Annotated in this window: 24 protein-coding genes and 1 pseudogene; 7 read left to right on the top strand and 18 right to left on the bottom strand. The window is 65.9% G+C overall.

The genetic code is table 11. The annotated features are described in order from the left end of the window. Nucleotides 1–26: 26 nt before the first annotated feature. Entirely contained in the window at nt 27–473 is a 447-nt protein-coding gene (locus E4K09_RS27570; protein WP_244610726.1) for a BA14K family protein, read from the top strand. 92 nt (nt 474–565) lie between these two features. On the opposite strand, the gene E4K09_RS27565 is transcribed toward E4K09_RS27570, so the two are convergent. From E4K09_RS27565 to E4K09_RS27555, 3 genes are all read right to left on the bottom strand, one after another. Next, the gene (locus tag E4K09_RS27565; RefSeq protein WP_134500795.1) at nt 566–1,987 is read right to left on the bottom strand and encodes a M10 family metallopeptidase; all 1,422 of its coding nucleotides are present in this window, start codon (nt 1,985–1,987) and stop codon (nt 566–568) included. 92 nt (nt 1,988–2,079) lie between these two features. Beyond that, complete coding sequence (locus E4K09_RS27560; RefSeq protein ID WP_134500794.1) at nt 2,080–2,430, bottom strand: RidA family protein; 351 nt, start codon at nt 2,428–2,430, stop codon at nt 2,080–2,082. A 68-nt stretch (nt 2,431–2,498) separates the two neighbouring features. Further along, complete coding sequence (locus E4K09_RS27555) at nt 2,499–3,113, bottom strand: pyridoxamine 5'-phosphate oxidase family protein (RefSeq protein WP_134500793.1); 615 nt, start codon at nt 3,111–3,113, stop codon at nt 2,499–2,501. Between the two features lie 131 nt (nt 3,114–3,244). Here E4K09_RS27555 and E4K09_RS27550 point away from each other — a divergent pair, with 131 nt between their 5' ends. After that, nucleotides 3,245–4,276 carry a DMT family transporter gene (locus tag E4K09_RS27550; protein ID WP_134500792.1) on the top strand — a complete coding sequence of 344 codons (1,032 nt, stop codon included), beginning with the start codon at nt 3,245–3,247 and terminating at the stop codon, nt 4,274–4,276. Here E4K09_RS27550 and E4K09_RS30580 read toward each other — a convergent pair. After that, a complete protein-coding gene (locus E4K09_RS30580) occupies nt 4,251–4,616 on the bottom strand; it encodes a hypothetical protein (protein WP_244610743.1) in 366 nt (121 codons plus the stop codon). The two genes, E4K09_RS27550 and E4K09_RS30580, sit on opposite strands and share 26 nt — an antisense overlap. Between E4K09_RS30580 and E4K09_RS27545 the strand changes: the two are divergent. Further along, nucleotides 4,497–5,202 (top strand): annotated as a pseudogene (locus tag E4K09_RS27545) (AraC family transcriptional regulator). The gene E4K09_RS30580 and the pseudogene E4K09_RS27545 sit on opposite strands and share 120 nt — an antisense overlap. 73 nt (nt 5,203–5,275) lie before the next feature. On the opposite strand, the gene pnp reads toward E4K09_RS27545, so the two are convergent. Continuing rightward, complete coding sequence (gene pnp / locus E4K09_RS27540; RefSeq protein ID WP_134500791.1) at nt 5,276–7,456, bottom strand: polyribonucleotide nucleotidyltransferase; 2,181 nt, start codon at nt 7,454–7,456, stop codon at nt 5,276–5,278. Nucleotides 7,457–7,751: 295 nt separating this feature from the next. Further along, nucleotides 7,752–8,021 (bottom strand): 30S ribosomal protein S15, encoded by a 270-nt coding sequence (gene rpsO, locus E4K09_RS27535; protein WP_134500790.1) that lies wholly within the window; start codon nt 8,019–8,021, stop codon nt 7,752–7,754. Between the two features lie 314 nt (nt 8,022–8,335). Between rpsO and E4K09_RS27530 the strand changes: the two genes are divergently transcribed. Then, complete coding sequence (locus tag E4K09_RS27530; RefSeq protein ID WP_134500789.1) at nt 8,336–8,881, top strand: ferritin-like domain-containing protein; 546 nt, start codon at nt 8,336–8,338, stop codon at nt 8,879–8,881. A 127-nt stretch (nt 8,882–9,008) separates the two neighbouring features. Here the strand turns inward: E4K09_RS27530 and truB are convergent, their stop codons facing one another. The 6 genes from truB to rimP form a co-directional block, all read right to left on the bottom strand. Then, nucleotides 9,009–9,941 (bottom strand): tRNA pseudouridine(55) synthase TruB, encoded by a 933-nt coding sequence (gene truB, locus E4K09_RS27525; protein WP_134500788.1) that lies wholly within the window; start codon nt 9,939–9,941, stop codon nt 9,009–9,011. Nucleotides 9,942–9,946: 5 nt separating this feature from the next. Next, nucleotides 9,947–10,375 carry a 30S ribosome-binding factor RbfA gene (rbfA, locus tag E4K09_RS27520; protein ID WP_134500787.1) on the bottom strand — a complete coding sequence of 143 codons (429 nt, stop codon included), beginning with the start codon at nt 10,373–10,375 and terminating at the stop codon, nt 9,947–9,949. Between the two features lie 152 nt (nt 10,376–10,527). Then, on the bottom strand, nt 10,528–13,566 hold the full coding sequence (infB, locus tag E4K09_RS27515; RefSeq protein WP_134500786.1) for a translation initiation factor IF-2: 3,039 nt from the start codon (nt 13,564–13,566) through the stop codon (nt 10,528–10,530). Next, nucleotides 13,563–14,234 carry an RNA-binding protein gene (locus tag E4K09_RS27510; protein WP_134500785.1) on the bottom strand — a complete coding sequence of 224 codons (672 nt, stop codon included), beginning with the start codon at nt 14,232–14,234 and terminating at the stop codon, nt 13,563–13,565. The genes infB and E4K09_RS27510 overlap by 4 nt, the downstream gene beginning before the upstream one ends. Nucleotides 14,235–14,264: 30 nt before the next feature. After that, nucleotides 14,265–15,884, bottom strand: a complete 1,620-nt coding sequence (gene nusA, locus E4K09_RS27505; RefSeq protein WP_134500784.1) for a transcription termination factor NusA — start codon at nt 15,882–15,884, stop codon at nt 14,265–14,267. A gap of 12 nt (nt 15,885–15,896) precedes the next feature. Continuing rightward, complete coding sequence (gene rimP, locus E4K09_RS27500) at nt 15,897–16,520, bottom strand: ribosome maturation factor RimP (RefSeq protein WP_134500783.1); 624 nt, start codon at nt 16,518–16,520, stop codon at nt 15,897–15,899. Between the two features lie 243 nt (nt 16,521–16,763). Between rimP and E4K09_RS27495 the strand changes: the two genes are divergently transcribed. Genes E4K09_RS27495 through E4K09_RS27485 form a run of 3 tightly spaced genes read left to right on the top strand, consistent with a single transcriptional unit; the run spans nt 16,764 to nt 19,712 of the window. Continuing rightward, nucleotides 16,764–17,762 (top strand): efflux RND transporter periplasmic adaptor subunit, encoded by a 999-nt coding sequence (locus E4K09_RS27495; protein WP_134500782.1) that lies wholly within the window; start codon nt 16,764–16,766, stop codon nt 17,760–17,762. 4 nt (nt 17,763–17,766) lie between these two features. Beyond that, nucleotides 17,767–19,014 (top strand): ABC transporter permease, encoded by a 1,248-nt coding sequence (locus tag E4K09_RS27490; RefSeq protein ID WP_134500781.1) that lies wholly within the window; start codon nt 17,767–17,769, stop codon nt 19,012–19,014. After that, a complete protein-coding gene (locus E4K09_RS27485; RefSeq protein WP_134500780.1) occupies nt 19,011–19,712 on the top strand; it encodes an ABC transporter ATP-binding protein in 702 nt (233 codons plus the stop codon). Before E4K09_RS27490 ends, E4K09_RS27485 begins: the two co-directional genes overlap by 4 nt. Nucleotides 19,713–19,717: 5 nt before the next feature. Here E4K09_RS27485 and trmB read toward each other — a convergent pair whose 3' ends face one another. From trmB to ybeY, 6 genes are all read right to left on the bottom strand, one after another. Continuing rightward, nucleotides 19,718–20,401, bottom strand: coding sequence for a tRNA (guanine(46)-N(7))-methyltransferase TrmB (trmB, locus tag E4K09_RS27480; protein WP_134500779.1), 684 nt, complete (start codon nt 20,399–20,401; stop codon nt 19,718–19,720). Between the two features lie 5 nt (nt 20,402–20,406). Continuing rightward, nucleotides 20,407–21,585: a methionine adenosyltransferase gene (gene metK, locus E4K09_RS27475; protein ID WP_134500778.1), complete on the bottom strand. Its 1,179-nt coding sequence runs from the start codon at nt 21,583–21,585 to the stop codon at nt 20,407–20,409. Between the two features lie 102 nt (nt 21,586–21,687). Continuing rightward, on the bottom strand, nt 21,688–22,101 hold the full coding sequence (locus E4K09_RS27470; RefSeq protein ID WP_134500777.1) for a helix-turn-helix domain-containing protein: 414 nt from the start codon (nt 22,099–22,101) through the stop codon (nt 21,688–21,690). Beyond that, the gene (gene lnt, locus E4K09_RS27465; RefSeq protein WP_134500776.1) at nt 22,073–23,764 is read right to left on the bottom strand and encodes an apolipoprotein N-acyltransferase; all 1,692 of its coding nucleotides are present in this window, start codon (nt 23,762–23,764) and stop codon (nt 22,073–22,075) included. The genes E4K09_RS27470 and lnt overlap by 29 nt, the downstream gene beginning before the upstream one ends. A gap of 7 nt (nt 23,765–23,771) precedes the next feature. Further along, nucleotides 23,772–24,800 (bottom strand): hemolysin family protein, encoded by a 1,029-nt coding sequence (locus tag E4K09_RS27460; RefSeq protein ID WP_134500775.1) that lies wholly within the window; start codon nt 24,798–24,800, stop codon nt 23,772–23,774. Between the two features lie 31 nt (nt 24,801–24,831). Further along, nucleotides 24,832–25,290 carry an rRNA maturation RNase YbeY gene (gene ybeY, locus E4K09_RS27455; RefSeq protein WP_134500963.1) on the bottom strand — a complete coding sequence of 153 codons (459 nt, stop codon included), beginning with the start codon at nt 25,288–25,290 and terminating at the stop codon, nt 24,832–24,834. Nucleotides 25,291–25,299: the final 9 nt, after the last annotated feature.

The raw sequence follows: 25,299 nt of genomic DNA, 5'->3' as shown, positions 1-25,299 counted from the left end.
ACGCGATGACTTGGAGGAGTTACCCCATGCGTAAGATGTTCATGGCCCTTGCCGCCACGGCGGCTCTCGGCGCCTTCGGGCTCGGCGCTCCCGCTTCGGCGGCCGAGGCGCAGACCGCCCCGGTCAATGACCTCGTTGCCGCCGTTCAGAAGGGCGACGTGAAGTCGGATTACGTGCAGTATCGCCGCCGCTATGTGGAACGCCGCTACTATCCGCGCGGCCGCTATGTGGAGCGTCGCTATTACCCGGGCCGCCGCTACTACCGTCGTGACCGTGGCGATGCGCTCGCCGCCGGCGCTCTCGGTCTGGCCACGGGTGCCATCATCGGCGGCGCCATCGCCGGGTCGCAGGCTCAGGCTGCTCCCGTCTATGGCAACAACACCGCGGCCTATTGCGCGCAGCGCTACCGCTCCTACGATCCGGCTTCGGGCACCTATCTGGGTTACGACGGCCAGCGCCATCCCTGCCCCTAAGGCGTTGGACCGAGACGCCTGACAACAGGCCAAACCAAGCGAGCCCTTCGATGAGAGACGTCATCGAAGGGCTTTTTGACGAAATCGGCCGATCAGACGACGTAGATATCCGAAGAGCTCAGACTGGCCTTGTTGGTGAGGTAAAGGACGAGCTGCTTGGCTGCCGTGCCGGTGCCGTCCGGATCGTAATAGAGATAGCCCTTGGTCTTGTCGTAGATCAGGCGGTCGCCCGTATCCTTGGCCGCCGTGCCGAGCACGAATTTGGAGCTGCTCAGTTTTCCTGTGCCGCCCAGCTTCGACAGGTACTGATTGTCGAGTTTCAAATATCCATCGTAAGTCCGGTTGAAGTCCGTGACCTTGTCAAAATAGCTGCTGCCCGGCTTGTGGCTCTTGAAGATGAAGCTGTCGCTGCCCGAACCTCCGCTGAGCACGTCCTTACCCGTGCCGCCGTCGAGCGTGTCGTTGCCGGAACCGCCGCTGAGACTGTCGTTGCCTGCGTTCCCGGTCAAAGTATTACGGGCCACGTTCCCGGTGATCCGGTCGCTTCCGCTCCCGCCGACAGCGTTCTCGATCAGAGACCGCAGATCGCCCTGGTATAGGCGGGCATTGGCAACGTTGCCGAGGGCAGGGCGGTAGGTAGCACTCCCGTCGAGATCCGCCACCTGCGCCCTGCTGAAGGTGGAGAAGGCGCCCGGCAGAAGATTGATGACGAGATTGGTCCTGTAGGCGGAGAGATTGTACGTATCGATTCCGTTGCCGTCCCAGACAGTCATGAAGATTTTGTTCGCGAGCGGCGTGCCCCAACTCACGCCGTTGACCGTGAACTGGCCCGTGGTCGGACTCCAGCTGTAGACCGTATTCCCCGCATTGGCGTTGAAATTGGCGCCGTACATGTATTGAAGAGCGGCGATGTCGTTCTGCATGAAGGTGGTCGGATTGTCGCTCTGCACGTTGCCCCGAACGAAATCCGTCTGCGCGCCGGTATAGCTCCGGTACGTCATGATGGAGTAGTTCCAGTTGTCCTCGGCCGATGGCAGGAATACCCCATCGCCCGGGCTTTCTTGATGGCCGTGCTGCAGGCCCAAGGCATGGCCGAACTCGTGAAAGACGGTCGCGTAACCCCAGTTGCCGAGAGTGGGAGACTGGAATGTCGGACCCCCATTGGGATTCATCCAGATGTCGCCGTCCTGGGCCGTCCCGCTGGGAAAATAGGCGTGGGCCGTGTCTGGAGTGCCCGACATGGCAAACCGGATATGGGCGAACTCGTTCGGCTGACCTTCGGTGAAACTCAGATTCGTGTAGTGGTCCACATAGATGGCCGCATCGGCGAGAGCGAACTGTTGCGCTTGGTTCACGGCACTGAAATTGTTCAGGTTTTCCCCGTTGGCATAGTTGGTCCCGTAACTGGCGGCACTGGTCGGGAAAGCGATCGTCAGCTGGGTTTCGTCCCAGGCGAAGCCCGACAGAAGGGCATCGATGGAGCTTATTCCGGTAAAGGCAACAGTTCGGGACACGATAACCTCATTTGTTGGCCCAATGTAAGGTTATCATGAGTCATGCGGGCGCAAGATTCCGTGCGCGCCCGCACGCGGCAATTCATCGAGCCCTATTTCGCCGCAATGACGGCGATCTCCACCTTGAAAGCGGGAGCCGCCAGCTTCGCCTCGACGGTGGCGCGGGCAGGGGTGTTGCCGGGGGAGACCCAGGCATCCCACACGGCGTTCATCTCCTGGAACGTGTTCATGTCGGTCAACCAGATATTGGCCATCAGGATCTTCGACTTGTCGGTGCCGGCCTCGGCCAGCAGGCTGTCGATGATCGTGAGGATCTCCTGCGTCTGCTCGGTGACGCTCTTGCCCGCGCTCTGGCTGGCGACTTGGCCCGCGAGATAGACCGTGTTGCCGTGAACGACGGCGCCGCTCATGCGGGGGCCGGGCTTGATGCGTTGGATCGTCATGAAATGTCCTTGCGCTTGTCGAAAAGGAGAGACCGGCTTTTTCGGGGGTGACGGGCTCGAGGTCAAGATCAGTACAGCGTCGTCCTTTGCCGCTCGGGCAGGGCCTTGTCATAGGCCTCGCCGTCGAAGCGCCTGCCGCTCAAGGATGCCAGGATTTGGCCTGCGCTCGGCAGGGCCTCGCGCGGCACGTGGTTTTGCGGATTCCACAGCTCCGAGCGCAGGATCGCGCGGGCGCACTGGAAAAAGATCGTCTCGACCGTGATCGCGATCACCGATTTCGGCCCCTTGTCGTCGACCGCGAAGCCTTCGAGCAGGGCAGGGTCGACCGAAATCACCGCGCGGCCGTTCACGCGGATCGTCTCCCCGACTCCGGGAATCAGGAACAGCAGCGCCACATGCGGATCGCGCACGATGTTGCGCAGCGAGTCGATGCGGTTGTTGCCGCGCCGGTCCGGCATCAGCAGGGTCCTGTCGTCCTGGACCCGCACGAAGCCGGGCCCGTCGCCGCGCGGCGAGCAATCGAGCCCCTCGGGGCCGCGCGTGGCGAGCGCCACGAAGGGCGCGGCCTCGATGAAGGCGCGGTATTCGGGCATGATCCGGCGCGATTCCTTCAGGATCGAGGCCTCGGCCGGCAGACCGTAGAGCGCTTCGAGTTCCGCGAGGCTGGAGATCGTTGCCGGCATGAATACGCCTCCTGAAGTGATGCAGCCAAGGCATATCCCTGCTTCGCTCGCGCCGCAACGGAGGGATGCGCGGCGCAGCCTTGTGCCCTTCAGGGTCCTGTGAAAGAGCTTGCGGGCCGAGGAACCCTGCCATGAACCCTGCTCCGTCGAATCCTGCCCCGTCCCCGGATGCGACCGCGAATGACGCCAAGCGCCCGGAAGAGGCCAAGAATCCTTCAGGGGCGAAGAATCCTTCAGGGGCAAAGGGTCCTGCAGAGGCGAAGCGTCCCCCCTATGCGGGCTATGCCATGGCGGCCATCGGCGCGGCTTTGTTCGCCTCCAAGGGCATCATCATCAAGCTCGCCTACGCCGAGGGCATCGACGCGGAAACCGCCTTGGCCCTGCGCATGATCCTGTCCCTGCCGTTCTACCTGGTCATCGGCCTCCATGCCCTGACCCAGATGCGCGCCAAGGGAGAATCCCTGCCGGACGGAACGCTGATGCTGCGCATGGCGGGGGTCGGGCTCGTCGGCTACTGGATGTCGAGCTATCTCGACTTCAAGGGCCTGGAATACATCTCGGCGCATTTCGAGCGCCTCATCCTCTTCACCTATCCGCTCTTCGTGGTGCTGTTCGGCGCCGCCTTCTTTCGCCAGCCCATCAGGCCCAAGGCGCTTCTGGCCTTCGCGGTCAGCTATGCCGGTCTGGCGCTGCTCTTCGTGCAGAACATGGTGTCCGTCGGCGCCGCCGCGGGGACAGGCGCCCTCTACGTGCTTTCCGCCGCGGTCACGTTCGCGCTCTATCAATTATTGGCCAAGCCCCTGATCATGAGGATCGGCCCGCAGCTCTTCACCTGCGTGGCCATGGGCGCGGCGGGCGTCGCGGTCATCCTCCAGTTCCTGGTGACCCACCCGTTCCAGGCTATCCTCGTCTCGCCCAAACTGTGGGGCATCGGCCTGGCGCTGGCCTTCGGCGCGACCGTCCTGCCGTCGTTTTTCTTAAGCGCCGCCCTCAAGCAGATCTCCGCCCAGGCCAACGCCACCATCGGCATGCTCAGCCCGGTCGTGACGATCGTGCTCGCCATGGTGGTGCTCGGCGACACGGTGAGCGGTTCCGAATGGCTCGGCGCCGCCCTGGTCATCCTGGGCGTGGGCTGGTTCACCCTGTCGGAGCGGAAAGGGTAGGGCGGGAGCCCGCCCGAAAACCGCAGGATTTGTCAAAGCGCCCGCTTAAGATCGGACGAAAGAGTTCAATCGAGGGCGGACGATGGAAGAACCGGTTCCGGAAAGCTACCCACAGCGCCTCGCGCGCGTTTCGGCCCACATCCATGATCATCTGGATGAAGACCTCAGGATCGATGATCTTGCCGAGATCGCCTGCCTGTCGCCCTATCACTGGCGTCGGATCTATCACGCCCGTTTCGGCGAAACGGTCACGGCCACCGTCAAGCGCCTGAGGTTGCAGCGGGCCGCCGAACTGGCTCACACCGAGAAACCGATTTCGCAGATCGCGGCGCGGGCGCATTACGACAGACAAGCCTCGTTCAACCGCGCGTTCAGCGCGCCTTCGGGATGCCGCCCGGCCGGTATCGCGAGGTCGGCGGTCACGCGATCTTCAAAGCCTCGACCCCTCAGGATGTCCAAGCCATGTACGATGTCGCCTTGTCCAAGTTCCCGCCATGAGCCTGACCGCCGTCGATCACCGCGGCGCGTATATGAACATCGGCAAGAGCTTCGATCTGCTCTTCACCACCTTGGCCTCCCGCCATCTGATCAGGCCGGGTCTGCGCATGGTCGGCGTCTATCTCGACGATCCGACGAGCGTTCCCGAGCCCGAGCTGCGGTCGCAGGCCGGTGTCGTCATGGAGGAGCCGTGTCCGGTCGAACAGCCTCTGATGCGGACGCATGTCCGCGGCGGGGATTACGCGGTTCTGAAATACAAGGGACCCTACGGGGACATGCGGGCCGCCTATGACTGGCTCTACGGCCGGTGGCTGCCCTCCTCGGAGCGGGATGCTGCCGATGCCCCGATGTTCGAGGAGTATCTCAACAGCCCGCGCGACACGCCGCCGACCGATCTGCGGACGGATATCTATCTTCCTCTGAAGTGAGGCCTGCATTCCGAAAAAGAAAAAGGCGCGGCCGAGGCCGCGCCTTTCTCGTCTTCACAATGAAGCCTTGAGCTTACTCGCCGGCGTTCGCGGCCTTCTGCTGGTCGCGCTGCGCCTTCTCGGCGTCGCGCTCGGCCTTGAGCTGCTCGGTAATGTCCTCACCGGTCTCCTGGTTGACCACCTTCATGGACAGACGGACCTTGCCGCGCTCGTCCATGCCGAGGAACTTCACCTTCACCTTGTCGCCTTCCTTGACCACGTCCGTCACCTTGGCGACGCGGTTCTTGGCGAGCTCCGAGATGTGCACGAGGCCGTCGCGGGAACCGAAGAAGTTCACGAAGGCGCCGAACTCCATCACCTTCACGACCGTGCCGTCGTAGATCACGCCGACTTCCGGCTCCGCCACGATGGAGCGGATCCAGTTGTAGGCGGCCTTGATCGACTTGCCGTCGGCCGAGGCGATCTTGATGAGGCCGTCGTCGTTGATGTCGATCTTGGCGCCGGTCTTCTCCACGATCTCGCGGATGACCTTGCCGCCCGAGCCGATAACTTCGCGGATCTTGTCGACCGGGATCTGCATCGTCTCGATGCGCGGCGCGTGCTCGCCGAGTTCGGCGCGCGGAGCGGTCAGGGCCTTGTTCATCTCGCCCAGGATGTGAGCGCGACCTTCCTTGGCCTGATCGAGCGCGACGCGCATGATCTCCTCGGTGATGCCGGCAATCTTGATGTCCATCTGGAGCGAGGTGATGCCCTGCTCGGTGCCCGCCACCTTGAAGTCCATGTCGCCGAGGTGATCCTCGTCGCCGAGGATGTCGGACAGAACCGCATAGCGCTCACCCTCGAGGATGAGGCCCATGGCGATGCCCGCCACCGGACGGCGCAGGGGAACGCCCGCGTCCATCAGGGCGAGCGAGGAGCCGCAGACCGTGGCCATCGACGAGGAGCCGTTCGATTCCGTGATCTCCGACACGACGCGGATCGTGTAGGGGAACTCGTGGGAGGCCGGCAGCATCGGGTGGATGGCGCGCCAAGCGAGCTTGCCGTGACCGATCTCGCGGCGGCCGGGCGAGCCCATGCGGCCCGTCTCGCCGACGGAATAGGGCGGGAAGTTATAGTGCAGCAGGAAGGTCTCCTTGCGGGTGCCCTCCAGTTCGTCGATGAACTGCTCGTCCTCGCCGGTGCCCAGCGTCGCCACCACGAGAGCCTGCGTCTCGCCGCGGGTGAAGATCGCGGAGCCGTGGGTCCGGGGCAGGACGCCCACTTCCGACACGATCGGACGAACGGTGGTCAGATCGCGGCCGTCGATGCGCTTGCCCTCGTCGAGGATGTTCCAGCGCACGATCTTGGCCTGGACTTCCTTGAAGACAGCCTTGACCTTCTCGGCGTCGAACCGGGCCTCACCTTCGGCCGGAACGAGAGCCTCCATCACCTTCGCCTTCACGGCGTCGACGGCGGCGTAGCGGTCCTGCTTCTTGGTGATCTTGTAGGCTTCGCGCAGATCCTTCTCGGCGATGTCGAGAACGGCCTTCTCCACGTCGGAGATGTCGGCCGGCTGGAAGTCGCGCGGCTCCTTGGCGGCCTTTTCGGCGAGGCGGATGATGGCCTCGATCACCGGCTGGAAGTGCTTGTGGCCGAACATCACGGCGCCGAGCATCACGTCCTCGGCCAGTTCCTTCGCCTCGGACTCGACCATGAGCACGGCGTCGGTGGTGCCGGCGACCACGAGATCGAGGGAGGTCTGGTCCATCTCCTGGAGCGGCGGGTTCAACCTGTACTGGCCACCGATGTAGCCGACGCGGGCCGCGCCCACCGGACCCATGAAGGGAACGCCCGAGAGGGTCAGCGCAGCCGAGGCGGCCACCATGCCGACGATGTCAGGATCGTTTTCGAGATCGTGCGAGAGCACGGTCACGACCACTTGGGTGTCGTTCCTGTAGCCCTCGACGAAGAGGGGGCGGATCGGGCGGTCGATGAGGCGGGAGACCAGGGTCTCCTTCTCGGACGGACGGCCCTCGCGCTTGAAGTAGCCGCCCGGAATGCGGCCGGCCGCGTAGGCGCGTTCCTGGTAGTTCACCGTGAGCGGGAAGAAGTCGACGCCGGCCTTCGGCTCCTTGGCCGAGACGACGGTGGCGAGCACGGTGGTCTCGCCGTAGGTGGCGACCACGGCGCCATCGGCCTGGCGGGCCATGTGGCCGGTTTCGAGCGTGAGCTTGCGCCCACCCCAGATCAGTTCTTCGCGTTGTGTATCGAACATGTTTCGTCTTTCATGACAGCAGGAGCGGGGGCTCGATGCCATGAGCAAGACGGCAAGAAGCTCGTGAAGCGGGAAAGCCCGCTCCGCCAAGCCTCTTGCGATCCTGCCATGGTCATCGCGTCATCCGTCTCCTCAAAGGGACGCCGGGACTTTTCCTTGAAGTCTCACCAACGCCGGAGCGAACCGGTCGGATATCTCTCATCCGATCCGTTCTTCGTAAACCGGACACGATGCTTTCGATCTCGTCCGGAAGAACCGTCCGGAGCCGTGCTCCGGACGGAAGTCGTGCGAAAGCTTAGCGGCGGATGCCGAGCTTCTCGATCAGGGTCCGGTAGCGGCTCTCGTCCTTCTTCTTCAGATAGTCGAGGAGCGAGCGACGCGAGGAGACGAGCTTCAGGAGGCCACGACGGGAGTGGTTGTCCTTCGTGTGGGTCTTGAAGTGACCGGTCAGGTTGTTGATTCGCTCGGTCAGAATGGCGACTTGCACCTCGGGGGAGCCCGTATCGCCAGCCTTCTGCGCGAATTCTTTCACGAGCGCGTTCTTGCGCTCAGCCGTAATCGACATCGCATGTCCTTTCAGGTTTGCTTTTCGATAGGGACCTTGGCCCAATGACAGCGCCATGGGGCTGGAAGGTCGGGTTCGTCCGGGAAGGGCCGGGCCGGGATGTCGTCCAGCGCGGTCCGTCGTCGGGACGGCCTTCATCCAAGGGCGGGCCCTTGGAAAACGGGCGCACCATACACCAATTGCGGATAAGTGCCAGCGAAATCCTTTTTGCCAAGCCTAGCAAGGGGATGGCAGGGATCCGCGATCTCGTCTGGAACAAGTTTCGGCGGTCACTGTTGGTGACTGAGATACCCCTCATATAGGAAGTCGAAACCATGACCGCCAGCACTCTCGGCATGACCGACCTGTCGTCCAACGAGACCGTGAAGAACATTTTCATAACGGGCCTTCAGAACGCCCACGCCCTCGAGAAGGAAGCGCTGCAGCTGATGCAGCGCCAGGTGGAGCGCTTCGAGAACTACCCGGAAATGTCGGACCTGCTGCGCACCCATATCCGCGAGACCGAGGGCCAGGTGCGCCGCCTCGACGAGATGTTGCACACCTTCGGCGAGGACCGCTCGCTCCTGAAGGACATGGCGACCCAGTTCATGGCCAACATGGCCGCCGCCGGCCACATGCCCATGGCCGACGAGGTTCTCAAGAACACCTTCGCCAACCACGCTTTCGAGAATTTCGAGATCGCGTCCTACAAGTCGCTGATCGCCATGGCGGAAGCCGCCGGCCACCAGCGCTTCATCCCGGCACTCCAGGAGACCCTCCGGGAGGAGGAGAAAACCGCTCAGCTCATCCGGGACATGATCGAGCCGATCACGCAGAAATACCTGATGCGCGAAGCGCAGGGACTGAAGGCGGACCGGTGAGACCTTTCATGGAAGGCCGCTTCCCGTCTCGGCCGGGCTCGTCCCGGCCGTCTCTTTCGAGAGAAGCGGCGCCCTTCCCCCGTCGAGATCACCGGCACGAAGCCGGTGATGACGGACGCGAGGCTCTTCAAGCCCCCAGATTGAACACCCGGTGCGGCACGAGTTCGCCGCGCTCGATGTCGCCCACGGCGACCAGGACACCGTTGCAGGTGGCATAGGCCTTGCCGGCAAGCGGAGCCTCGCGGCCGCGCAGGATGATGGACTGGCCGCGCATGAGGCGGGCGGCCATGTCACGGCTCACGGCCACGGACGGAAGCTCGCTCAAGGCCGTTTCCACGGCGCGAAGCGCCGCCGGGTTCGTGGTGAGGTCGTCCGCCGCCACCGCGTCGTGCTCGCTGAAGGGGCCGACCCGCGTGCGCCGGAGCGCCGCGATATGGCCGAGGCAGCCGAGCGCACGGCCGAGATCGCGGGCGATGGCCCGCACATAGGTGCCCTTGCCGCAATCGGCCTCGATCACCGAACGGTTGCCGTGGTGATGCACGAGGGCGAGGCGGTCGATCTCGACGGTGCGGGGCTGCAGCTCCACCACTTCGCCGTCGCGGGCGAGGTCGTAGGCCCGTTCACCCTGGATCTTGATGGCGGAGAAACGCGGCGGCACCTGCTGAATGGGGCCGGTGAAGCGCGGCAGAAGCGCCTCGATCTCCGAGGCCTCCGGGACTGTGTCGGTGCGCTCCACGACATCGCCCTCGGTGTCGTCGGTATTAGTCTCCGCTCCCCAGGCGACGGTGAACACGTAGGATTTGCGACCGTCCATGATGAACGGCACGGTCTTCGTGGCCTCGCCCAGCGCGATCGGCAGGATGCCGGAAGCGAGGGGATCGAGGGTGCCCGCGTGGCCCGCCTTCTTGGCGGAAAACGCGCGCTTGACGACGGCGACCGCATGGGTCGAGGTCATCCCGACGCCCTTGTCGAGGATGATCCAGCCATTGATGTCGCGCTTTTTCGGTCGGTCGCCGTGAGGGCGGCGGTGAGGGCGCTCTTCGTTGCGGTTGTCGGTCATCGCGCTCACTCGTCGTTATCGTCGTCGTTTACATCGACGCCGGGCTTGCCGGTGTCGCGCGCCACGCGTTCGGAGCGCAGGAGCGCGTCGATGCGGGCCGCCTCGTCGAAGCTCTCGTCGCGGCGGAAGCGCAGGTCGGGGGCGAATTTCAGGTTCACCCGGCGGGCGACTTCCTGGCGCAGAACCTTCTTGTTCTTCTCGAGCGCCTTGATGACCGCGTCCTCGTCCTTGCCGCCGAGAGGCATCACGTAGGCGGTCGCGAGCTTCAGGTCCGGCGACATGCGCACTTCGGGAATCGTGATGACATTCTTCGTCAGCACCTCGTCCTGCAGATCGCCGCGCGAGAGCACCTCCGCCAGAGCGTGCCGTACGAGCTCGGCCACGCGCTGCTGGCGCTGGGACGGGCCGGTGGTTTGTTCGAAACGTTTTGCCATGGTCATCCTCCGGGATTGGACCGGATCATTCGGGGGCATGGCCGGGTTTTTCCCGGCCATCCCAGTTGAATAGGAAGTCCCCTCGCCAAAGCGAGATCACCGGGACAAGCCCGGTGATGACGCATTGGTTCTAATAAGGGAAGGCGAGCGGCTTACAGCGACCGCTTCACCTCTTCCACGCGGTAGCATTCGATCACGTCGCCGGTGCGCATGTCCTGATAGTTCTCGAAGGCCATGCCGCATTCCTGACCGGAGGTGACCTCGCGGGCGTCGTCCTTGAAGCGCTTGAGCTGGGACAGCTTGCCCTCGTGGATGACCACGTTGTCGCGGATGAGGCGGACATGGGCGCCGCGCTGCACCACGCCGTCGGTGACGCGGCAGCCCGCGACCTTGCCGACCTTGGACACGTTGAACACCTCGAGGATCTGCGCCTCGCCGAGCCGCTCCTCGCGCAGCGTCGGAGCGAGCAGTCCGGACATCGCCGCTTTCACGTCATCCACGAGGTCGTAGATGATGTTGTAGTAGCGGATCTCGATGCCGGACCGTTCGGCCGCCTCGCGCGCTTCCTTGTGGGCGCGCACGTTGAAGCCGAGGATGATGGCGCCTGAGGCCTCCGCCAGCGTGACGTCGGATTCCGAGATCGCGCCGACGCCGGCCTGGATGATGCGGGCACCCACTTCCTCGTTGCCGACCTTCTCGAGGGCGCCGGCGATCGCTTCCGCCGAGCCCTGCACGTCCGCCCGGATCACGAGCGGGAACTCCTTGCGGCCGGCTCCGGCCTTGAGGTCGCGCATCATGTCGACCAGCGTGCGTCCGGCCGAACCCATGCGGGCTGCGGCGCGTTCGCGCTTCTGACGGGTGCGGTACTCGGTGACCTCACGGGCCCGAGCCTCGGATTCGACCACCGCGACGCGGTCGCCCGCCTCCGGCGTGCCGTTGAAGCCCAGAACCTCGACAGGAACCGACGGTCCGGCCTCTCTCACGCTGGCGCTCTGATCGTTGATCAGCGCACGCACGCGGCCCCATTCGGCGCCCGCCACCACGATGTCTCCGGTGTGCAGCGTGCCGCGCTGGACGAGAACCGTCGCCACAGGGCCGCGACCGCGATCGAGCTTGGCCTCGATGACGGTGCCTTCGGCCGAGCGGCCCGGGTTGGCCTTCAGGTCGAGAATCTCGGCCTGGAGCTGGAGACCTTCGAGCATGCTGTCGAGGCCCTGGCCGGTCTTGGCCGACACCTCGAATTCGAGGGTCTCGCCGCCCATGGATTCCACGACGATCGAGTGCTGGAGAAGTTCGGTGCGCACCCGCTGCGGGTTGGCGTCGGGCTTGTCCACCTTGTTGATCGCCACGATCAGCGGCACACCGGCCGCCTGCGCGTGGGTGATCGCCTCGATGGTCTGGGGCATGACGCCGTCATCGGCCGCCACCACGAGCACGACGATGTCCGTCACCTTGGCGCCGCGGGCGCGCATGGCCGTGAAGGCTGCGTGGCCGGGGGTGTCGATGAAGGTGATCTTACCGCCGAGCGGCGACGTCACCTGGTAGGCGCCGATATGCTGCGTGATGCCGCCGGCCTCTCCGGAGACCACGTTGGTCTTGCGGATCGCGTCGAGCAGCGAGGTCTTGCCGTGGTCGACGTGGCCCATGATGGTGACCACGGGCGGACGGGACGAGAGGTTCTCGTCGGTGTCCGGCGTGTCGAACAGGCCTTCCTCGACGTCCGATTCCGCGACGCGCTTCACCGTGTGGCCGAGCTCCTCCGCGACGAGCTGCGCGGTATCGGCGTCGATCACGTCCGTGATCTTGTGCATCTGTCCCTGTTTCATCAGGAACTTGATCACGTCCACGGCGCGCTCCGACATGCGGTTGGCGAGCTCCTGGATGGTGATCGTCTCCGGAATCGTCACCTCGCGGGTGATCTTTTCCTTCTGCTCGACCTGGCGGTGGCCCATCAGACGCTGGTTGCGGCGACGGAAGGCGGCGAGCGAACGGGTGCGCTCGTCGTCGTCCGAGGTCGCAGTGGCAAGCGTCAGGCGGCCGCGACGGCGCTCCTCGCCGGGCACGGCCCTCGGGGCCTTAGGGGGGGCGACGGGCTTGGCCGCGCCGGGACGGCGGGCTGTCCGCGGTGCCTCATCGTCGTCCATATCGACCGCCGGGCCACGGGCCGCGACCGGCGGAGCCGTGCGGGCATTCGGCTTGGCCGTTGCGGGATCAGGGATCGCCGGGGCAGCGGGACGGGCCATGTGGTTGAGGCTCGGGGGACGGCCGCCGGCGGTGCCGCCGGTGGCACGCGGACCACCACCGAAGCCGCCGGAGCGGCCCTCAGGGCGCGGTCCGTCGGACCGGAAGCCGCCGGGGCGGCCTTCCCGAGGTCCATCGGAGCGGAAACCGCCACCGGGACGGCCTTCCCGGGGCCCGTCCGAGCGGAAACCGCCGGAACGCTGGCCATCCTGCCGGGGACCGCCCTGGCGCGGGCCGTCCTGACGCGGACCATCCTGGCGGAAACCGCCGGGACGGCCTTCGCCGCGGGGGGCGCCGTCCTGGCGCGGAGCCGGCGCACGGTCGCGGGGCTGCGCCGGAGCGGGAGTACGGGCCTGTACGGGAGCGGCGGCAGGGGCTGCTTCCTCGCCCAGACGGCGACGGGCCTCGGTCTCGGCGCGGTGCTTGCGCTCCTCGTCCTGGCGACGGCGCTCCTCTTCCTCACGCTTGCGGGCTTCGGCCGCTTCGCGGTCCTTGGCTTCCGCCGCCTCACGCTCGGCGCGACGGGACGCTTCTTCGGCCTGGCGCCGGCGCTCTTCCTCTTCGCGGCGACGGGCATCGGCCAGGGCGTTCATGCGGGCATCGCGCTCCTGATCGGAGAGCGTCTGCAGCACCACGCCGGACCGGGGCGCGTTGGAGGAGGGGCCGGAGCGCTGCGGGCGTCCGCCCTGGGGAGCCGCGGGCCGTCCCGCCGGCGCAGCCGCCTTCGGTGCGGCAGCGGGGGCTGCAGCCTGGGAGGCGGCCGGCTTGTCATCCTTCGCCCCACCGGGGCCGACGGCAGGGCGACGCTTGACGGTCTCGACCACGACCGCCTTCGAACGACCATGGGAGAAGCTTTGGCGCACCGTGCCTTGCTCGACTGGGCGCTTCAGAGACAGCGTCTTGGACGACACGTGGAGAGTCTTGTCGCCCTGGTTTTTCGTATCACTCATTCCGCTAATGTTCCTGCGGGTTTCAAAATCGTGGGTTCGCCGGTCTCGTCTCCGAGGCCAGATGGATCGGCTCCGATGCCGCAATAGCTGCGGTAACGATGCCAGCGGTTCAGAAAGCCGTCGCTCCCAGCGCCCGCGACGAGGGCAGCATGTATCACATGTGACCGGCCCAATGCCAAATCCAATTCGTCATTTGACAATACTTGGACGACCGGAAAGCTAGATATTGCCCCGCCGAGACGTTTTCGCAACGGGTTCGCCAATTTTCTTCGCCCATCTTCGGCCGCCTCTGCGGCATGAATAAGGGCAACGATGGGCTTATCCGTGATCGCCGCCTCGACTTTCTGGAAGCCGGTGACGACGCAGCCCGCCTTGTTGGCGAGGGCGAGCGCCTGTCTCATGTCGTCCCGGAGCAGGCGCTCGATGTCCTGGACGAGGGTCTCGGGGGCCAAAGCCTCCGTCTTGAACGCACGGGAGAAGAGGCGGCGCTTGACGGCCTCTTCCACCAGATCGGACCGGGCCGTCACCCAGACGCCCCGGCCGGGAAGCTTGTGCCTAAGATCGGGAACGACCTGATGGCCGGGCCCGAGGACAAAGCGGATCAGGCCCGCGGGGCTTTGCGCCTCGCGGGTGACGATGCAGGTGCGCTCCGGTTCATGCCGCGGCACGGGTGCTGACCTCGCTTTGCCATCGCCGTTTTAGGACGGCTGAGCCTCGGTCTCGGCCTCTTCGGCCGATCCCTCGGTTTCAACGTTTTCTTCCGGCTGCTCGATCCAGCCGGCCTTCACGCGGGCGGCCATGACCATGGCTTCCGCTTCCGTGCGGGACACATCGAAGCCGTCGAGCGCACCCTTGTAGCGGGTCGCCTCGGCACCCTTGCCCTCGGTCCAGCCGACGAGATCGTCGGTGGCGCAGCCGGCCAGGTCCTCGACCGTCTTGATGTCGTTCTCGCCGAGCGCCACCATCATGGCGCTGGTGACGCCGTCGATTTCCCTCAGCTCGTCGGCAACGCCCAGCTCCTTGCGGCGGGCCTCGTTCTCGGCCTCGATGCGGGCGATGTAGTCGCGGGCGCGGTTCTGGATCTCGGCAGCGGTGTCCTCGTCGAAGCCCTCGATGGAGGCGACTTCGGCGGAATCCACATAGGCGATTTCCTCGACCGAGCGGAAGCCTTCCGAGGCGAGCAGCTGGCCCACCACCTCGTCCACGTCGAGGGCGTTCATGAACAGCTCGGTGCGCTCGGCGAATTCCTTCTGACGGCGCTCGGATTCCTCGGCCTCGGTGAGGATGTCGATGTCCCAGCCGGTGAGCTGCGAGGCCAGGCGCACGTTCTGGCCGCGGCGGCCGATGGCGAGCGACAGCTGGTCGTCGGGCACCACCACCTCGATTCGGTCGGCCTCCTCGTCGAGCACCACCTTCACCACTTCGGCCGGCTGGAGCGCGTTGACGATGAAGGTCGCCTGGTCGGGCGACCACGGAATGATGTCGATCTTCTCGCCCTGGAGCTCGCCGACAACCGCCTGGACGCGGGAGCCGCGCATGCCCACGCAGGCGCCGACCGGATCGATGGAGGAATCGCGCGAGGTCACGGCGATCTTGGCGCGGGAACCCGGATCGCGCGCCACCGCCTGAACGGTGACGATGCCGTCATAGATCTCCGGCACTTCGGAGGCGAAGAGCTTCGCCATGAATTGCGGATGCGTGCGGGACAGGAAGATCTGCGGGCCACGCGTTTCACGGCGCACGTCGAAGAGGTAGGCGCGGATGCGGTCGCCCGGACGGAAGGTCTCGCGGGGGATCAGCTCGTCGCGGCGGATGATCGCTTCGCCACGGCCGAGGTCGACGATCACGTTGCCGTATTCGACGCGCTTGACCGCGCCGTTCACGATCTCGCCGATGCGGTCCTTGTATTCCTGGTACTGGCGGTCGCGCTCGGCGTCGCGCACCTTCTGGACGATCACCTGCTTGGCGGATTGCGCCGCGATGCGGCCGAAATCGAAGGGCGGCAGGGTGTCGGCGATCACGTCGCCGACCTGGGCTGCCGGGTTGTGGCGGGACCGGGCTTCCGAGAGGGTGATCTCGCGGGAATCGTTCTCCAGCGCTCCGTCCTCGACCACCAGAAGGTGACGCGACAGGCGCAGCTCGCCGGTTTTCGGGTTGATCTCGGCGTGGATGTCCGTCTCCGCGCCGTAGCGGGAGCGGGCGGCCTTCGCGATGGCGTCCGCCATGGCATCCAGCACGATCTGCTTGTCGATCACCTTCTCACGCGCGACCGCATCGGCGATCTGCAGAAGCTCAAGCCTGTTGGCGCTCACAGCCATCGAGGTCACTCCTTAATTCGGTTTCTTGTTGGACGGGCTGCGCGGCTCCGGCGCTTCCACCACATCCGTGTCTTCGTCGAGATCGTCCGTGGTCGGCGCGGTGCCCCGGCGCAGCGATTCGCGGATCAGCTCGTCCGTCAGGACGAGATGGGCCTCGCCCAGATCGGTGAGAGGCAGCCGCGCGATGGGCTCCAGGCCCTCCTTCACGTCCGGAAGCTCGACCACGAGTTTCCCGTCCTCGACACCCCGGATAAAGCCCCGGAAGCGCTTGCGGCCCTCCACCGGCACGGCCATCTCGATCTTCGTATCGTGGCCGGTCCAGCGCTCGAAGTCGCTGGCGCGCACCAGCGGGCGGTCGATCCCCGGCGAGGAAACCTCCAGATAATAGGCCGTCGCGATCGGATCTTCGAGATCCAGAACCGGCGAAACCGCGCGGCTCACCGTCTCGCAATCGGCCACCGACATGGTGCCGTCCGGCCGCTCCGCCATGATCTGCACGGTGCAGCCATTCGTGCCGGTGACCTTCACCCGCACGAGGTTGAAGCCCAGATCCTCGATCACCGGCTCTACGATGGCGGCCACCCGGGCGGCGACGCCGTTTTCCGTAATCAGCCGCTTGTCGCGTTCGTTCGTCATGGTTCTCCGACACTCCGGCGTTCGATAATAAAAAAGAGCGGACCCGGCGGGGCCCACTCTCGACCAGCAGCTTGAGGCTGCAACCAGAGCTGACAGGGCAAATATATTGATTTTCAGGCCGGGAGGCAAGCCTCCATCCCGCCGCAGCCCATCCCGGTACGCTCCCCGGCCCTCCGGAACAACCCGCAATCGCCGTTCCGTCCAAGCTGTGCTAGAGGAACCTGTTCCCTGGAGGGGCCAGCCGTGAAGATCACGCGTGTGATCCCTGTTCTCGTGCTCCTGCTGGCCGCCGCCGCAGCCTACTGGCGCTTCAGCCGGCCGCCGGAGGCCGCCACCGTCGCGCCGACGCGCGGCGACGCGGCGGAGGTCGTCTATGCCACGGGGGTCGTGGAGCCGCGCATCTGGGCCAAGGTAACGCCATTGCTGCGGGAGCGGATCGTCGAGCTGTGCAACTGCGAGGGCGAGGCCGTGGAGAAGGGAGCCGTGCTGGCTCGCCTCGACGACCGGCAGGCGCAGGCGATCCTGTCCGAATTGCGGGCGCGCCAGCGCTTCGCCCGGGCCGATTACGACCGGGTCTCCGCCCTGGTGGAGCGGCGGGTGGCCAGCGAGCAGGCCCTCGACCGGGCCCGCAGCGAGCTGAGCCAGGTCGAAGCCCTGATCGCCGGCCAGGAGACCCGGCTCGAGACCTACATCCTGCGCGCGCCCGTGAGCGGCGTCGTCCTGCGCCAGGACGGCGAGGTGGGGGAGGTGGCGGAGCCCGGCACGGTTCTGTTCTGGGTCGGCGAGCCGAAACCCCTGCAGGTGGAGGCGGACGTGAACGAGGAGGACATCCCGCGCGTGGCGGCGGGCCTGCGCGCCGTTCTCAAGGCCGACGCCTTCCCGGACCGCATCCTGGAGGCGAGCGTCGATTCGATCACGCCCAAGGGCGATCCGGTGGCCAAGACCTACCGCGTGCGTCTCGCGTTGCCGGAGGAGACTCCGCTTCTCATCGGCATGACCGTGGAGGTGAACGTGATCGTGCAGGTGGCCGCGCAAGCGCTTCTCGTGCCGACCAACGCCCTGCGGGGCGCCTCCCTCTTCGTCGTGGAGAACGGCGTCGCCAGACGCCGCGACGTGACGGTCGGGATTCGCGGGGCGAGCCACACGCAGGTCCTGTCCGGCCTCGACGAAGCCGGGCGGGTGATCGCGCCGTTCCCGGAGGATCTCGCCGACGGAGCGAAGGTCAGGGAAAGGCGGGGCTGACGCCATGCGCCTCATCCTGGAATTGGCTCTGATCCATATCGCCGGCCGCGGCCGCCAGACCATCGTGGCCGTTCTCGGCGTGGCGCTGGGGGTCGGCTTCTCCATCGCCATGGCGGCGCTCATGCAGGGCACCGAGAAGGACTTCATCGCGCAGCTCGTCGACACCATGCCCCATGTGCAGGTCTCCGACGAGCGCCGCACGCCGCGCCGCCAGCCGGCGGAGGACCTGTTTCCGGCCGTGCAGTTCGAGGGCCTGCGACCGAAGGAGGACCGGCGCGGCATTCTCAATCCGGCCGCAGCCTTCGCATCCTTGCGATCCTGGGTGCCGGGACGCATGGCCCGGAGCCTGCGCACGCAAGGGGTGGTGCGCTATGCCGGACGCGACGTGGGCGTTTCCATCATCGGCATCGAGCCGGACATCGAGGCTGCGGTCTCGTCCGTGGCCGGCGATTTCGTGGAGGGAAGCTTCGATACGCTCAACGCCGGCGGCAACAACATCGTCGTCGGCGACACGCTGGCGCAGCGGCTCGGCGCATCCACGGGCACGACGATCCAGCTCGTCTCGCCTACCGGCCAGTCCCGCGGCTTCAAGATCGTCGGGCAGTTCCACACCGGCAACAGCGCCCGTGACGAAGGCGAAGCCTATGTGCTTCTGAAGAATGCGCAGATCCTCTCCGAGCGGCCGAACGCCATCAACGACATCCGCCTGCGTCTCAGCGATCCCGAAGCGGCCCCGCGTGTCGCGCGCCAGATCGAGGCGGAGCTCGGCTACAAGGCCGTGCCCTGGCAGGAGGCGAACGAATCGCTGCTCGAGGCGCTCGTGGTGCGCAACGTGGTGATGTACACGGTGGTGGGCGCGATCCTGCTGGTCGCGGGCTTCGGCATCTACAACATCATCTCCACCATCACCCACGAGAAGGCGCGGGACATCGCCATCCTGAAGTCGCTCGGCTTCACGCAAGGCAACATGCGCCGCCTGTTCCTGATCGAAGGTCTGGCCCTCGGGACCGCCGGCTCCGTCGCCGGCTGGGTGATCGGATTCCTGTTGTGCTTCGCGCTCTCGCAGGTGGAGTTCAAGCTCTCCGGCGCGGGCGTCGGGCGCGAGCTGACCCGTCTGCCGCTCTACTGGACGCCGTGGCACTACGCGATCGCCTCGGGCTTCGCCCTCGTGTCCGCGGGCGTGGCGGGTTATCTGCCCGCCCGGCAGGCGGCGCGGCTCAATCCCGTCGACATCATCCGGGGGGCCACGTGAGCGCGCTGATCGAAGCCGAGAATCTCACCCGGGTATTGCCCGCCATCGTGCCCGTGACCCTGGTGCGGGACGTGTCGCTTTCCATCGGCGAGCGGGAATTCGTGGCGATCACCGGCCCGTCCGGCTCCGGCAAGTCGTCGCTGCTCTATCTGCTCGGCCTGCTCGATCGCCCGACCAGCGGCACGCTGAGAATCGCCGGGCGGGACACCGGGCCGCTCGACGATGACGCTCTTGCGCAGTTGCGGCTCGGAAGCCTCGGCTTCGTGTTCCAGTTCCACTTCCTGCTGCCGGAATTCAGCGTGCTGAAGAACGTGGAGTTGCCGATGCGCAAGGCGGGACGCCTCTCGGCCGCTAAGATGCGCGAGCGCGCGGCGGGCCTTCTGGAGGATCTCGGCCTCGCTGGCCATCTCGACAAGATGCCGGATCAGCTCTCGGGCGGGCAGCGGCAGCGCGTGGCGGTGGCGCGCGCGCTCGCCAACGATCCGCATGTGGTGCTGGCTGACGAGCCGACAGGCAGTCTCGACAGCAAGAGTTCCGAGCAGGTCTTCGCGATCCTGCAGGATCTGGTGAACAAGCGCGGCAAGACCGTGGTGGCCGTCACCCACGACATGGAGATCGCCGCGCGCGCGGACCGGCGCGTTCACCTCGTCGACGGCAGGGTGGTGAGCGACGAGCGCGTGGCTCGCGCGGCGATCTGACGAGGTCAGACGCGCACGAGGGTGAGATAGCTCGGCACGCGGCCTTCGCGGATGGCCTTCGCTTCGTAGCGGGTGCCGGGCCAGTCCTCGTAGGGCCTGCGCCAGTCGTCGGCCCGCTCCGCGGTCCAGCGGAACCGGTCGGACCGCAACACGCGGGCCAGCACCCAGCCGATGTAATCGTCGATGTCGCTGGCGAAGCGCAGTTGCGCGCCGGGCTTCATCACGCGGGCCAGCATGTCCAGCATCTCGTCCGAGACGAGGCGGCGCTTGCGCTGGCGACGCTTCGGCCACGGATCGGGATAGAGGATGTAGACCCGGTCGAGGCACGCATCGGGCAGGGTCGGCAGGAGCTTGGTGACGTCGTCGTCCCACACGCGGATGTGGTCGAGCTTTTCGTGCTCGATGGCGGCGAGCAGTTTCGCCATGCCGTTCACGAAGGGCTCGCAGCCGATGAAGTTGATGTCCCGATGGGTGCGGGCCTGGGCCGCGAGATGTTCGCCGCCCCCGAAGCCGATCTCGAGCCAGGTCTCTCGGGCGTTGGCATTCGGAAATTGGCCCGCGGGAGCGCCGCCCGGGACCATGCGGATCGCGGGCAGCAGGTTCTGGACCAGCTCGTCCTGACCGGAGCGAAGCTTCTTGCCTTTCCGGCGCCCGAAGAATGCGCCGGCGCGCTGTTGGGCCTCGCTCATGACGACTAGCGGAAAGCCGCCTTCAGGCTGTCGACAAGGTCGGTGCGCTCCCAGGAGAAGCCGCCGTCCGCGTCAGGCTTGCGGCCGAAATGGCCATAGGCGGAGGTGCGCGCATAGATCGGCCTGTTGAGCCCGAGATGCGTCCGGATGCCGCGCGGGGAGAGGTCCATGACCTCCATGAGCACGGCTTCGAGCTGCTCCTCGCCGACATTGCCGGTCTCGTGCAGGTCCACGTAGATCGACAGGGGCTTGGCCACGCCGATCGCGTAGGCCACCTGAAGGGTGCAGCGGTCGGCGAGGCCGGCGGCCACCACGTTCTTGGCGAGGTAGCGGGCCGCATAGGCGGCCGAGCGGTCCACCTTGGTCGGGTCCTTGCCGGAGAAGGCGCCGCCGCCATGCGGTGCCGCGCCGCCATAGGTGTCCACGATGATCTTGCGGCCGGTCAGGCCCGTATCGCCGTCGGGGCCGCCGATCACGAACTTGCCGGTGGGGTTCACGTGCCAGACGGTCTGGGGAGAGATCCAGCCCTCGGGCAGCGTCTCCCGGATGGTGGGCTCCACGATGGCGCGCACGTCCTCGGACGTGAGGCTCTCGTCCAGGTGCTGCGTGGACAGGACGATCTGGGTGGCGCCGACCGGCTTGCCGTTCTCGTAGCGAACGGTGACCTGGCTCTTGGAATCGGGGCCGAGCTTGCCGACGTCACCCGTCTTCGCTTTGCGGGCGGCGGTGAGGTTCTCGAGAATCTTGTGGGCATAGTAGATCGGCGCCGGCATCAGCTCGGGCGTCTCGTTGCAGGCATAGCCGAACATAATGCCCTGGTCGCCCGCGCCCTCGTCCTTGTTGCCGCTGGCGTCGACGCCCTGAGCGATGTGCGCGGACTGGGCGTGAAGGTGGACGTCGATCTCGGCCTTCTCCCAGTGGAAGCCTTCCTGCTCGTAGCCGATGTCCTTGATGGCGTCGCGGGCGAGCTGGATCACCTTGTCCTTGGTGATCGAGTCGGGGCCGCGCACTTCGCCGGCAATCACCACGCGGTTCGTGGTCGCCAGGGTCTCGCAGGCCACGCGGGCTTCCGGCTCGGCCGCCAGATACGCATCGACGACGGTATCGGAGATCCGGTCGCAGACCTTGTCAGGATGGCCTTCGGACACGGATTCGCTGGTGAAGAGATAACTTGACCGCCGCACGACAGACTTCCTTTGAGCAAATGCAAGGGCTCACCTACGGGCTCGTAGGCGTCTATCTTGCTCATGCCTTACGGCAACGGAAAGGTCAAGCGAACGCGTTCTTTATGCCGAACGTTCCTGGTCTTCCTGGGCCGCCAGAGAGGTCACGAGCTGCACGATGCTCTTGCGGACTTTGGCGCTCTTGATGCTGGTGAAGGTCCGGATGAGCTGGAGACCTTCCGGGGTCGACATCACGTCGGCGATGTAGGGGGCGGAATCCTCTTCCGCGAAGCCGGCCTCCGGCTTCCCGCTCTTGAGCCCATCGAAGAAGAAGTGGATGTCGACTCCCAAGATCTTCGCGATGTCGACAAGACGACCCACGCTGATCCGGTTCATTCCCTTTTCATACTTCTGAACTTGCTGAAAGGTGAGGCCGAGCAACTCGCCGAGTTTTTCTTGGCTCATGCCGATGGAGACACGTCGCATACGGACGCGCGTACCGACTTCTCTATCGATTGAGCTGGTCGACTTCTTCATGGCCCCATGCTTTCGTGTCAAAGCTGACGTAACGTCGTGTCCAACTTGTTTTATAAAGATGTAGCTTTTGTTTTCGACGTACAATCAGGGCCATTAAGCAGATCATTAGTATGGTCGTCAAAGAAAACCTTCTTGTTATTGAGGAATGAATAGCTCCCGATGCAACTGGGAGATCTGAGTCTATGACACCTTCAACTCCAAGTTGAAGACTGTCCACGATCCGTCCATAGGGATCGACCACGGCAGAGATTCCCGTGTTCGCCGCCCGCACCAGGGGCAGGCCTTCCTCTACGGCACGCAAGCGGGCCTGGGCAAAATGCTGATAGGGCCCGGTGGTTTGCCCGAACCAGCCGTCGTTCGTGACATTGAGGATCAGCCTCGCGGGCGGGCCATCGCCCTCGGGCAGGATCTGCCCGGGGAAGATCGCCTCGTAGCAGATCGTGGCCGCCACCGGCGGCAGACCGGGAACCGACAGGGGCTTGCGGCTCTCGGCAGGTTCGAAGCCTCCTGGAATGTGCACGAACTGGCGCAGGCCCACGGCCCGGATAAGGGCTTCCAGAAATCTCGGCACGTACTCGCCGAAGGGCACGAGATGCACCTTGTCGTAAGAGCCGAGGATCGTGCCGCGGTGGTCGATGACCTGGATGGCGTTGAAGAACGCCCCGACCGCTTCGCCCGGGATCGGCTCGTCCATGCGGGCGGCGCCGGTGACCAGCACGGAACCCGGCTCCAGAAGGCCGCCGATCTGGGCGAGCGAGGCCGGGTCGCGATGGAGCAGGAACGGGAAGGCCGATTCGGGCCAGACGATATGGGTGGCATCGGCCAGGGTCCGGCCGTCCCGGCCCGGGGCGGCGCTCAAGGAGAGATAGTGCCTCATGATCGCGTCGCGGTTGCGCGGATTGAACTTGGCGTCCTGGGCCAGGTTGGGCTGCATGATGCGAAGACGCACGTTCTCCACGGTCGGGATGGGCTCCGCGGGAACGCGCCAGAGGCCGAAGACGGCCATGGTGGAGAGGGCCGTCGCCGCGAGGCCCGGAAGCGTCCAGCGCTGCCCGGCCGTGCGGCCCGTGAGGATCAGGGCGGGTGAGGCGCAGATCGCCAGGGCGAGGAAGCACAGGCCATCAAGGCCGAGGAACGCGGCGCTCTGCATGAGCCAGAGGTTCTGGCCGAGCGCCATGCCGGGATTGTTCCAGGGGAAACCGGTGAAGAGATGGCCGCGCAGGACTTCGCTCACCGTGAGCGCGAACGCGAAGGCCAGGATGCGCGAGCCGTCGGGAAGCCAGAGCAGGCGGGCCAGCGCAAAGCCGAAGGCCGGGAAGAAGGCGAGCAGGGCCGGAAGGCCGAGGACGCCGAAGGGCAGGGCCCAGGCGAACTGGTCCGCTTCCACCAGGAAGGCCGCGCCGAGCCACCAGAGCCCGGCCACGAAATAGCCGAAACCCCAGAACCAGCCGACCAGCGCGGCCGCCTTGAGGGACGCACGGCGGGAGAGACCGGGCTTGGCGGTCCCGTCGATGAGCCAGACGCCGGGCGCGAGCGACAGGGCCAGCGCCGGCAGGATGCCGAAGGGCGGCATGGCCAGCGCGCCCAGGGCTCCCGCGGCAAAGCCGAGGATGCACCGACGCCATCCCCGGGCGAGGATGACGCGTTCGGCAAAGGGGATCATTCCGGGATCATTCCGCCGCGGCGTTTTCAGGGCGTGGCGCGGCGTTCGCGGGCTCTGCGACCACCGTTTCGGGCGCGGCATGCTGGAGGATGCGCAGGCGCTTCACCCGGCGCGGGTCGGCGTCGAGCACCTCGAATTCCAGACCCTTCGGGCCTTCGATGACCTCGCTGCGCGAGGGCACCCGGCCGGCCAGCGTCACGATGAAACCGCCGATCGTGTCGATGTCCTCCGCTCCCTCCTCCTCGGAGAGATCGACGCCGAGGGTCTCCGTCACCTCGTCCAGGCTCGCGCGGGCGTCGGCGATGAAAGTGCCGTCCGCCGCCTGGGTGATGGTGACGTCCTCCTCCTCGTCGTGCTCGTCCTCGATATCGCCCACCACCATCTCCACGAGGTCCTCGATGGACACGAGGCCGTCCGTGCCGCCGTATTCGTCGATCACCAGGGCCATGTGGGTGCGGGTCGCCTGCATGCGCACCAAAAGGTCGATGGCCGGCATGGAGCGCGGCACGAAGAGAACGGGTCGCAGGATGTTGGCATCCGCCAGGGTCATGGACAGGTTGATCTGGCCGAGGCTCGGCGGGGGCGTATCGTCGCCTGCGCCGCCCTCGGTGCCGCCGTCGGCCCGCATGGCGATGAAATCGAGAAAGTCCCGGATGTGGACCATGCCCTTCGGGTCGTCGAGGGTCTCGCCATAGACCGGAAGGCGGGAATGGCCTGCGGTGCGGAAGAGACTCAGGAGCTCGCCGAGATTGGTGTCGGCGGCCACGGCCACGATGTCGGCGCGGGGCACCATCACGTCCTCCACCCGGATCCGGTGGAAGGAGAGCACGTTCTTGAGCATCGCCCGCTCCTGGGGCGAGAAGTCCGTGTCTTCGACGGATGCCTCCTCGAGGGCATCCTCGAGATCGTGGCGGATGGAGTCGCGGGGCTTCAGGCCCAAGCGGACGAGAACACGGTCGTACCAATGGTCTCGTGGGATGTCTTCGTCCGAGGGAGGCCGGACAGGACGGTCGTTACGACTTCGATCTTCGTTCATGTCAGTGTGAGTTTCAGCTCAACGTTTCCGTTTATGCTGCCATATCGCGATAAGGGTCGGCGATTCCAAGACTAGCGAGCGCCTTCACCTCGAGAGCTTCCATGACCTCCGCCTCCGCCTCGACCTCGTGGTCGTAGCCGAGAAGGTGCAGAACTCCATGGACGATCAAATGGGCGAAATGATGCGCGAGCTCCTTGGATTCCTCCTCGGATTCACGCATCAGCGTCTCGTAGGCTAAAGCAATATCGCCCAGATGGCGAGGCCCCGTCGCGCCCGGCTGCTCGGGGGCCGGGAAGGAGAGCACGTTTGTCGGCTTGTCCTTGCCCCGCCAGGTGCGGTTCAGCTCCCGGATCTGGGCGTCGTCGGTGAGCATCACGCTCACGTCGAAATCCCCGTCCGCCTCGTCGCTGACGGCGAGCGCCGCTTCGGCGGCCTTCCGGGCGAGGGCTTCCACGTCCGGGATCCCCTCCCACTCGCCCTCCTCGATCATGATGTCGAG

The organism is Microvirga pakistanensis (assembly GCF_004458765.1).
In the GTDB taxonomy this organism is placed as follows: Bacteria; Pseudomonadota; Alphaproteobacteria; order Rhizobiales; family Beijerinckiaceae; genus Microvirga; species Microvirga pakistanensis.
This window is presented reverse-complemented; position numbering and strand designations above follow the sequence as displayed.

Excerpts from the sequence above, each read along its gene's own strand:
- E4K09_RS27570 (WP_244610726.1), top strand. The coding sequence starts at position 27 with ATGCGTAAGATGTTCATGGCCCTTGCCGCCACGGCGGCTCTCGGCGCC.
- E4K09_RS27560 (WP_134500794.1), bottom strand. The coding sequence starts at position 2,430 with ATGACGATCCAACGCATCAAGCCCGGCCCCCGCATGAGCGGCGCCGTC.
- E4K09_RS27555 (WP_134500793.1), bottom strand. The coding sequence starts at position 3,113 with ATGCCGGCAACGATCTCCAGCCTCGCGGAACTCGAAGCGCTCTACGGT.
- E4K09_RS27550 (WP_134500792.1), top strand. The coding sequence starts at position 3,245 with ATGAACCCTGCTCCGTCGAATCCTGCCCCGTCCCCGGATGCGACCGCG.
- E4K09_RS30580 (WP_244610743.1), bottom strand. The coding sequence starts at position 4,616 with ATGCGCCCGCGCCGCGATCTGCGAAATCGGTTTCTCGGTGTGAGCCAG.
- pnp (WP_134500791.1), bottom strand. The coding sequence starts at position 7,456 with ATGTTCGATACACAACGCGAAGAACTGATCTGGGGTGGGCGCAAGCTC.
- rpsO (WP_134500790.1), bottom strand. The coding sequence starts at position 8,021 with ATGTCGATTACGGCTGAGCGCAAGAACGCGCTCGTGAAAGAATTCGCG.
- E4K09_RS27530 (WP_134500789.1), top strand. The coding sequence starts at position 8,336 with ATGACCGCCAGCACTCTCGGCATGACCGACCTGTCGTCCAACGAGACC.
- truB (WP_134500788.1), bottom strand. The coding sequence starts at position 9,941 with ATGACCGACAACCGCAACGAAGAGCGCCCTCACCGCCGCCCTCACGGC.
- rbfA (WP_134500787.1), bottom strand. The coding sequence starts at position 10,375 with ATGGCAAAACGTTTCGAACAAACCACCGGCCCGTCCCAGCGCCAGCAG.
- infB (WP_134500786.1), bottom strand. The coding sequence starts at position 13,566 with ATGAGTGATACGAAAAACCAGGGCGACAAGACTCTCCACGTGTCGTCC.
- nusA (WP_134500784.1), bottom strand. The coding sequence starts at position 15,884 with ATGGCTGTGAGCGCCAACAGGCTTGAGCTTCTGCAGATCGCCGATGCG.
- rimP (WP_134500783.1), bottom strand. The coding sequence starts at position 16,520 with ATGACGAACGAACGCGACAAGCGGCTGATTACGGAAAACGGCGTCGCC.
- E4K09_RS27490 (WP_134500781.1), top strand. The coding sequence starts at position 17,767 with ATGCGCCTCATCCTGGAATTGGCTCTGATCCATATCGCCGGCCGCGGC.
- trmB (WP_134500779.1), bottom strand. The coding sequence starts at position 20,401 with ATGAGCGAGGCCCAACAGCGCGCCGGCGCATTCTTCGGGCGCCGGAAA.
- E4K09_RS27470 (WP_134500777.1), bottom strand. The coding sequence starts at position 22,101 with ATGAAGAAGTCGACCAGCTCAATCGATAGAGAAGTCGGTACGCGCGTC.
- lnt (WP_134500776.1), bottom strand. The coding sequence starts at position 23,764 with ATGATCCCCTTTGCCGAACGCGTCATCCTCGCCCGGGGATGGCGTCGG.
- E4K09_RS27460 (WP_134500775.1), bottom strand. The coding sequence starts at position 24,800 with ATGAACGAAGATCGAAGTCGTAACGACCGTCCTGTCCGGCCTCCCTCG.
- ybeY (WP_134500963.1), bottom strand. The coding sequence starts at position 25,290 with ATGATCGAGGAGGGCGAGTGGGAGGGGATCCCGGACGTGGAAGCCCTC.